We start from the raw sequence: 7293 nt of genomic DNA, 5'->3' as shown, positions 1-7293 counted from the left end.
ACCTGTGCCGGAAGGTGGTGGGGTGTCGGCCGGCTGGTCCGTGCCGGGTGGCGGTGGGTGCTTGTCGGCTGGCCCGTCCCGGAAGGCGGCGGGGTGCCCGTCGGTCGACCCCTGCCGGAGGGCGGTGGGGTGTCGGTTGGCCGACCCGCGCTGGGTGGCGGTGGGGTGTAGGTCAGCCGATCCGCGCCGAAAGGTGGCGGGGTGCCTGTCGGCGGACCTGTGCCGGAAGGTGGTGGGGTGTCGGCCGGCTGGTCCGTGCCGGGTGGCGGTGGGTGCTTGTCGGCTGGCCCGTCCCGGAAGGCGGCGGGGTGTCGGTCGGCCGGCCCCTGACGGGAGGCGGCGCGCTCAGGGTGTGGCCGTCGCGTCGCGCAGAGCGGCCCCGGCGCCGCCCACCACCGGGTCACCGTGCCCGAAGCAGGCCACCTCCGCGTCGAGGTCCGCCAGCCGGCCGAGCGAGGCAAGGAGCCGGGGGCGGTCGAGGTTGAACACGCCCGGTATCACCGACCCGTCGACCGGTGAGGCCGCCACCGTGTCCCCGGTGAACAGCACGCCCTCGTCGGGCAGGAACAGCGCGATGCTGCCGTCCGTGTGCCCGGGGACGTGGAGCACCCGGGCGCCGCCGCCGAAGTCCAGCACGTCGCCGTCCGACAGGCCGGTGACCGCGGCCGGGGGCTCCGGCGTGCCCTCGGGCAGGTGCCGGGCCGCCGCCGCGTGGATCGGCAGCTCCCACTCCTCGAACCGCGGTGGCGGGCCGGGGAGTTCACCGCGCACGAACGGGGCGTCGAGCCGGTGCGCCAGCACCTCCGCTCCGCTCAGCGCGGCGAACTCGCCCGCCCCGCCCGCGTGGTCCTCGTGGAAATGGGTCAGCACGATCCGCCGGACGTCCTCGGGGGCGCGCCCCAGCGCCGTGACCGCCTCCGCGATCGTCCGGCCGGCGCCGAGCGCTCCCGCGTCGATCAGCGTCAACTCGTCGTCGTCGCGCCAGAGATAGGCCTGGCCGACCGGGAAGCGCAGGAGGTGGAGACGGGGGAGCAGTTCGATGACGTCCATGTGCCGACCGTACGCAGAGCCCCCGCCCGCGGCGAGGGCCCTCTGCCGTCGGCAGAACGGGTCAGCCTGCCGCGTAGTTGCGCAGGAAGAGCGCCTCGGCGACCGACAGCCGCTCCAGTTCCTCGGGCGACACGCTCTCGTTGACCGCGTGGATCTGCGCCTCCGGCTCGCTCAGGCCGATGAGCAGGATCTCGGCCTGCGGGTACAGGCCGGCGAGCGTGTTGCACAGCGGGATCGAGCCGCCCTGGCCGGCGTACTGCATCGTCTCGCCCGGGTAGGCCACGGCCATCGCGTCGGCCATCGCCTGGTAGGCCGGGCTGGAGGTGTCGGCGCGGAACGCCTGTCCCTGGCCGATCTGCTCGGTGGTGACCCGGGCGCCCCACGGCGTGTGCGTCTCGACGTGCGCCTGGAGCAGCTTGGTGGCCTCCGCGGCGTCCACACCCGGCGGCACCCGCAGGCTGATCAGCGCGCGGGCGGCGGACTGCACGGACGGGGTCGCGCCGACGACCGGCGGGCAGTCGATGCCGATGACGGTGACCGCCGGACGGGCCCAGATGCGGTCGGCGACCGAGCCGTCACCGACCAGCCCCACACCGTCCAGCACCTTGGCGTCCTTGCGGAACTGCTCCTCGGTGTACTCCAGACCGTCCCACCGCGCCACGGCGTCCAGCCCGTCGACCGTGGTCGAGCCGTCCTCGGCACGCAGCGAGTCCAGGACGCGGATCAGTGCGGCGAGCGCGTCCGGGGCGGCGCCGCCGAACTGGCCCGAGTGCAGGTTGCCGGCCAGGGTGTCGATCCGCACCCGGACCAGGGTCATGCCGCGCAGGGTGGTGGTGACCGTCGGCAGGCCGACACGGAAGTTGCCCGCGTCGCCGATGACGATCGTGTCGGCCTCCAGCAACTCGGGGTGCTCCTCGGCGTACCGCTCCAGGCCGCCCGTGCCCTGTTCCTCGGAGCCCTCCACGATCACCTTCACGTGCACCGGGACGCCGCCGTTGGCCTTCAGGGCGCGCAGCGCGAGCAGGTGCATGATCAGGCCGCCCTTGCAGTCGGCGGTCCCGCGGCCGTACCAGCGGCCGTCGCGCTCGGTCAGCTCGAACGGCGGGGTGGTCCAGCCGGCCTCGTCCAGCGGCGGCTGCACATCGTAGTGCGCGTAGAGGAGAACCGTTTTCGCGCCCTCGGGGCCCGGCAGGAAGCCGTACACCGACTGGGTGCCGTCCGGTGTGTCGAGCAGGGCCACGTCGACGAAGCCCTCGGCGCGCAGCGCGTCGGCGATCCAGCTCGCGGCGCCCTCGCTCTCGCTCTTCGGGAACTGCGCGAAGTCCGCCACCGACTTGAAGGCGACCAGCTCGGTCAGCTCCGCCTTCGCCCGGGGCATCAGCGAGGCGACGGTCTCGGCGACCGGATTCGACGACATGGGCACGCTCCTCGTGGGTGCGACGTTGAACGGGGTGAGTACCCCCGATACTCCCACAGTGGCCTGCGACGACGGCCGCCGTAGGATGCGAGGGACACTACGGCAGCGGCTTGATCGGAGCAGTAGACCATCGTGAGCGGCGAGAACTCTTCGGCGGACGACGTGCAGCGGGTGTGGGACGTCGTCGTGGTGGGCGCGGGACCCGCGGGGGCCTCCGCCGCCTACGCGGCGGCGGTCGCGGGGCGGAGCGTGCTGTTGCTGGAGAAAGCCGAGTTGCCCCGGTACAAGACATGCGGCGGCGGCATCATCGGCCCCTCGCGCGACGCGCTGCCGCCGGGCTTCGAGCTGCCCTTCCGGGACCGGGTGCACGCGATCACCTTCTCGAACAACGGCCGCTTCACCCGCACCCGCCGGTCCAGGCAGACGCTGTTCGGGCTGATCAACCGGCCCGAGTTCGACCAGCAGCTGGTCGAGCACGCCCAGAAGGCGGGCGCCGAGCTGCGTACGGGCGTCACGGTGCAGCGCGTCGAGCAGCACGGCTCGGCGGTGCCGGACCGGCGCACGGTCGCCGTGGTCCTGCAGGGCGGGGAGACGGTGCTGGCGCGTGCGGTGGTCGGCGCCGACGGCAGCGCCAGCCGCATAGGGGCCCACGTCGGTGTGAAGCTGGACCAGGTGGACCTCGGTCTGGAGGCGGAGATCCCGGTGCCGGAGTCGGTCGCCGCGGACTGGAAGGGGCGGGTACTCATCGACTGGGGCCCGATGCCCGGCAGTTACGGCTGGGTGTTCCCGAAGGGCGACACGCTGACGGTCGGCGTGATCTCCGCGCGCGGCGAAGGCGCGGCCACCAAGCGCTACTTGGAGGACTTCATCGCCCGCCTCGGCCTGTCCGGCTTCGAACCGGCCGTCTCCTCCGGCCACCTGACCCGCTGCCGCGCCGACGACTCACCGCTCTCCCGTGGCCGGGTGCTGGTCTGCGGTGACGCGGCCGGCCTGCTGGAGCCGTGGACGCGGGAGGGCATCTCCTTCGCGCTGCGCTCGGGCCGGCTGGCGGGGGAGTGGGCGGTGCGGATCGCCGAGGCCCACGACGCCGTGGACACCCGGCGCCAGGCCCTGAACTACGCGTTCGCCATCAAGGCGGGGCTCGGCGTCGAGATGAGCGTCGGCAAGCGGATGCTGACCATGTTCGAGAAGCGTCCCGGGCTCTTCCACGCGGCCCTCACCGGCTTCCGTCCGGCGTGGAGGGCGTTCAAGGACATCACGCAGGGCTCGACTTCGCTGGGTGAGCTGGTCCGTGCCCACCCGCTCGCCCAGCGCGCCCTGGCCGCGCTGGACCGGGGGCAGGCCGCCCCGGCGGAGGAGCCCGTCAGTTCGTGACGGTGATCCGGAAGACGGGGTGGTCGCCGGCGCAGGCGATGATCTCCTCGTCGGAGGACTGGGCGGTCACCCCGGCGAAGTACTGGTTGACCTCCCAGCCCCACTTCTCCAGGTAGGTCCGCAGGACGGGGAGCTTCTCCGCGTCGGGAAGCTCCACCGCGGTGAAGACGCGCACCTTGCGGCCGACGCGCAGTTCGCCGCCGCCGGCGGCGCGCATGTTCTTCACCCACTGGGAGTGGCCGCGCGCCGAGACCAGGTACTGCCCGCCGTCGTAGGTGTGCGGGTTGACCGGAATGCGCTGCATCTTGCCGCTCTTACGGCCGGGCACGGACATCTCGGCGGTGCCCGCGAGGCTGAGCCCGTGCCGGGCGAGCCAGCCGATCACGCTGTTCAGGCGGACGTTCAGCGGGCTGCCCTTGAGGTAGTACGGCGCTGACGGCGACATGGTGACCCCCACGATTCTGGAGAGCGGTGCTCTCGTTCGTCTCCAGTGTGGAGCAGACGGGTGCTCCCTATCAAGAGCAGTGCTCTCTTTTTTGGGCACTGCTCCATTTCCAGTGCGCCGCTCTCTTCTGTGTGCACCGCTCTTGCTCCATGGCACACTGCTGGCATGAGCACCGCACAGGGCGCCCGTGCACGGGCCAGGGTCGAAGTCACCGCGGCCATCAAGGAGGCCGCCCGCAGACAGCTGGCGGCCGAGGGCGCGGCCAAGCTCTCGCTGCGGGCCGTCGCCCGCGAACTGGGCATGGTCTCGTCGGCCGTGTACCGCTACTTCCCGAGCCGTGACGAGCTGCTGACCGCGCTGATCATCGACGCCTACGACTCCCTCGGGGAGGCGGCGGAGCAGGCGCGGGACACCACGCCCGGCGCCACGCCCGTCGAACGCTGGACCACCGTGTGCGAGGCGGCGCGCGGCTGGGCGCTCGCCCACCCGCACGAGTACGCGCTGATCTACGGCTCGCCCGTGCCCGGCTACTCCGCCCCTCAGACCACCGTCCGGGCCGCGTCCCGCGTCGGCCTGGTCCTCATCGGCATCGTGAGCGACGCCCACCAGGGCCCCGGCCTGGCCGCCCCGCCGCTCCCGGCCGACCTGCGCCCCGAGGCCGAGCGGATGGCCGCCGACATCGCGCCCGAGCTGCCGCCCGAGGTGGCCGCGCCGATGGTGGCGGCCTGGGCGCAGCTGTTCGGGCTGATCGGGTTCGAGGTGTTCGGGCAGTTCAACCGGGTGGTGGAGGACCGCGGGACGTTCTTCCGGCACGCGGTCGCCCAGCTGGCGCGCGGGGTGGGCCTGAAGCCGTCCTGAGCCGTGTACTCCCCGGGGAGTACCGGTGATCACGCCGCCCGGCTGACGTCCTCGCGGCCCGGCGCCGTCTAGCGTGGCGTGCATGGAAGAGGAGCACGGGAGAGGTCCCTCGCACTGGTGGCGGTACGGGCCCCCGTGGTGGAACCGCCCGGACAGGCCCGGGACACACCCCTGGGGGAACCGCCCGGACGACCCCGAGGCGCACCGTGCCCGGACGCCGTGGCGCTCGACCGCGTTCCTCACCGCGTTCGTGCTGATCGGTACCCACTTAGCCGCGCAGGAGCAGCAGCATCGCGTGCAGCTCGACGGTTACGGACGCGCGCTGCTGCTGCTCGCCTCGGTCCTGCTGCTGTGGCGGCACCGCCGTCCGGTGGCCGTGGCCTTCGGCACGGCGGTGGCGGCCCTCGCCTATCTGGCCCTGGGCTACCCCTACGGCCCCGTCTTCCTCACGGTCGCGGTCGCCTGCTTCAGCGCGGTCGTCACCGGGCACCGGCGGGCCGCCTGGGCGGCCATCGGGCTGCTGTGGGCCGGCCACGCCCTCGTCGCGCTCTGGCTCTGCCGGTGGCTCCCGCCCGCGGGCGACGAGGGCGCGGGCCTCACCCAGGAGATCGTCCTCGCCACCTGGGTGCTGGCCATCGTCGCCCTGGCCGAGCTGGCCCGGGTGCGGCGCGAACAGTGGGCGCGGGAACGCGCGGACCGCGCCCAGGCGGCCAGGCGGCGCGCCGACGAGGAGCGGCTGCGGATCGCCCGCGAGCTGCACGACGTCCTCGCGCACAGCATCTCCGTCATCAACGTTCAGGCGGGCATGGGCCTCGCGCTCCTCGACAGCGACCCCGAGCAGGCGCGGGCCGCGCTCACCACCATCAAGGCCGCCAGCAAGGAGGCGCTCGGGGAGGTGCGGCAGGTCCTCGACACCCTGCGCGCCCCCGGTGCCGCGCCGCGCACCCCCGCCCCCGGCCTCGACCGGCTCCCGGAGCTGGTGGAACAGGCGGCTGCCGCGGGCCTCACCGTGGAGATCGAGGGCGGGCCGCCGCGGCTGTCACCGGGCGCCGACCTGGCCGCCTTCCGTATCGTGCAGGAGGCGTTGACCAACGTCGTACGGCACTCCGGATCGCGGCACGCGCGCGTGCACTTCGCCCACGACGGCGGCGCGCTGCGGCTGCGGATCGACGACGACGGCCCCGCGACCGGCGCGGACGCCGGGGGCAGCGGGAACGGGCTGGCCGGCATGCGGGAGCGGGCGGCCGCGCTGGGTGGCACCATCGAGGCGGGCCCGCGCCCCGACGGCGGCTTCCGGGTGCGCGCCGTACTGCCGACGCGCTTCGGGGAGGACGAGTGATCCGGGTACTGCTCGCCGACGACCAGTCGCTGGTGCGGGCCGGTTTCAGGGCGCTGCTCGACGCCCAGCCTGACATCGAGGTGGCCGGGGAGGCGGCGGACGGGGAGGAGGCGCTGCGGCTGGTCCGTGAACTGAGGCCGGACGTCGTCCTGATGGACATCCGCATGCCCGTGCTGGACGGTCTGGCCGCGACCCGGCGCATCACCGGGGACACGGAACCGGCCGACGTGAAGGTGATCATGCTCACCACCTTCGAACTCGACGAGTACGTCTTCGAGGCGATCCGTGCGGGCGCCTCCGGCTTCCTGGTGAAGGACACCGAGCCGGACGAACTCGTGCGCGCCGTACGGGCGGTGGTCGAGGGCGACGCGCTGCTGTCGCCGGGCGTCACCCGCCGCCTGATCGCCGAGTTCGCGGCCCGCTCCAAGGAGCCGGCGGCCGCCGACGCGCTCTCCCGGCTCACCGAGCGGGAGCGGGAGGTGATGGCGCTGGTCGGCATCGGCCTGTCGAACGAGGAGATCGCCCGCCGTCTGGTGGTCAGCCCCCTCACGGCCAAGACCCATGTGAGCCGCACGATGGTGAAACTGGGTGCCCGTGACCGTGCCCAACTCGTCGTGCTGGCCTACGAGTCGGGCCTGGTGCGGCCGGGCTGGCTGGGCTGAGCCGCTCTCCGGGGGCGGCGGGGCGGGGCACGGGCGCGGGCATTCCCCCGGTCGTCGCGCAGACGTGGGGGGGGGGGGGGGGGGGGGGGAGGGAGAGGGGAGGGGGGGGGGGGGGGGGGGGGGCCCTTCCCCCAGAGCCTGCTCCCGT

7 protein-coding genes are annotated in these 7293 nt (G+C 73.7%); 4 read left to right on the top strand and 3 right to left on the bottom strand.

Features of this window, described 5'->3' with window-relative positions; genetic code table 11:
* Nucleotides 1-345: 345 nt before the first annotated feature.
* Together ACZ5CW_RS06580 and ACZ5CW_RS06575 are read right to left on the bottom strand one after the other, a co-directional pair.
* The gene (locus ACZ5CW_RS06580) at nucleotides 346-1050 is read right to left on the bottom strand and encodes an MBL fold metallo-hydrolase (RefSeq protein WP_468598953.1); all 705 of its coding nucleotides are present in this window, start codon (nucleotides 1048-1050) and stop codon (nucleotides 346-348) included.
* A gap of 61 nt (nucleotides 1051-1111) precedes the next feature.
* Nucleotides 1112-2467 (bottom strand): M20/M25/M40 family metallo-hydrolase, encoded by a 1356-nt coding sequence (locus tag ACZ5CW_RS06575; RefSeq protein WP_468598951.1) that lies wholly within the window; start codon nucleotides 2465-2467, stop codon nucleotides 1112-1114.
* A 132-nt stretch (nucleotides 2468-2599) separates the two neighbouring features.
* Between ACZ5CW_RS06575 and ACZ5CW_RS06570 the strand changes: the two genes are divergently transcribed.
* Nucleotides 2600-3841, top strand: coding sequence for a geranylgeranyl reductase family protein (locus ACZ5CW_RS06570; RefSeq protein ID WP_468598950.1), 1242 nt, complete (start codon nucleotides 2600-2602; stop codon nucleotides 3839-3841).
* Here ACZ5CW_RS06570 and ACZ5CW_RS06565 read toward each other — a convergent pair.
* Nucleotides 3831-4286: a nitroreductase family deazaflavin-dependent oxidoreductase gene (locus ACZ5CW_RS06565; RefSeq protein WP_468598948.1), complete on the bottom strand. Its 456-nt coding sequence runs from the start codon at nucleotides 4284-4286 to the stop codon at nucleotides 3831-3833. The genes ACZ5CW_RS06570 and ACZ5CW_RS06565 overlap by 11 nt on opposite strands.
* Before the next feature lie 165 nt (nucleotides 4287-4451).
* On the opposite strand from ACZ5CW_RS06565, the gene ACZ5CW_RS06560 reads away from it, so the two are divergent.
* The 3 genes from ACZ5CW_RS06560 (at nucleotide 4452) to ACZ5CW_RS06550 (ending at nucleotide 7145) form a co-directional block, all read left to right on the top strand.
* A complete protein-coding gene (locus ACZ5CW_RS06560; RefSeq protein ID WP_468598946.1) occupies nucleotides 4452-5144 on the top strand; it encodes a TetR/AcrR family transcriptional regulator in 693 nt (230 codons plus the stop codon).
* Nucleotides 5145-5217: 73 nt separating this feature from the next.
* Nucleotides 5218-6483, top strand: a complete 1266-nt coding sequence (locus tag ACZ5CW_RS06555; RefSeq protein WP_468598944.1) for a sensor histidine kinase — start codon at nucleotides 5218-5220, stop codon at nucleotides 6481-6483.
* Nucleotides 6480-7145, top strand: coding sequence for a response regulator transcription factor (locus ACZ5CW_RS06550; protein ID WP_468598942.1), 666 nt, complete (start codon nucleotides 6480-6482; stop codon nucleotides 7143-7145). Before ACZ5CW_RS06555 ends, ACZ5CW_RS06550 begins: the two co-directional genes overlap by 4 nt.
* Nucleotides 7146-7293: the final 148 nt, after the last annotated feature.

It is taken from the genome of Streptomyces sp. NPDC031379 (genome assembly GCF_055569615.1).
The sequence above is the reverse complement of the archived record's forward strand: the minus strand, read 5'-3'. Positions and strand labels throughout refer to the sequence as shown.

Excerpts from the sequence above, each read along its gene's own strand:
- ACZ5CW_RS06580 (WP_468598953.1), bottom strand. The coding sequence starts at position 1,050 with ATGGACGTCATCGAACTGCTCCCCCGTCTCCACCTCCTGCGCTTCCCG.
- ACZ5CW_RS06565 (WP_468598948.1), bottom strand. The coding sequence starts at position 4,286 with ATGTCGCCGTCAGCGCCGTACTACCTCAAGGGCAGCCCGCTGAACGTC.
- ACZ5CW_RS06575 (WP_468598951.1), bottom strand. The coding sequence starts at position 2,467 with ATGTCGTCGAATCCGGTCGCCGAGACCGTCGCCTCGCTGATGCCCCGG.
- ACZ5CW_RS06560 (WP_468598946.1), top strand. The coding sequence starts at position 4,452 with ATGAGCACCGCACAGGGCGCCCGTGCACGGGCCAGGGTCGAAGTCACC.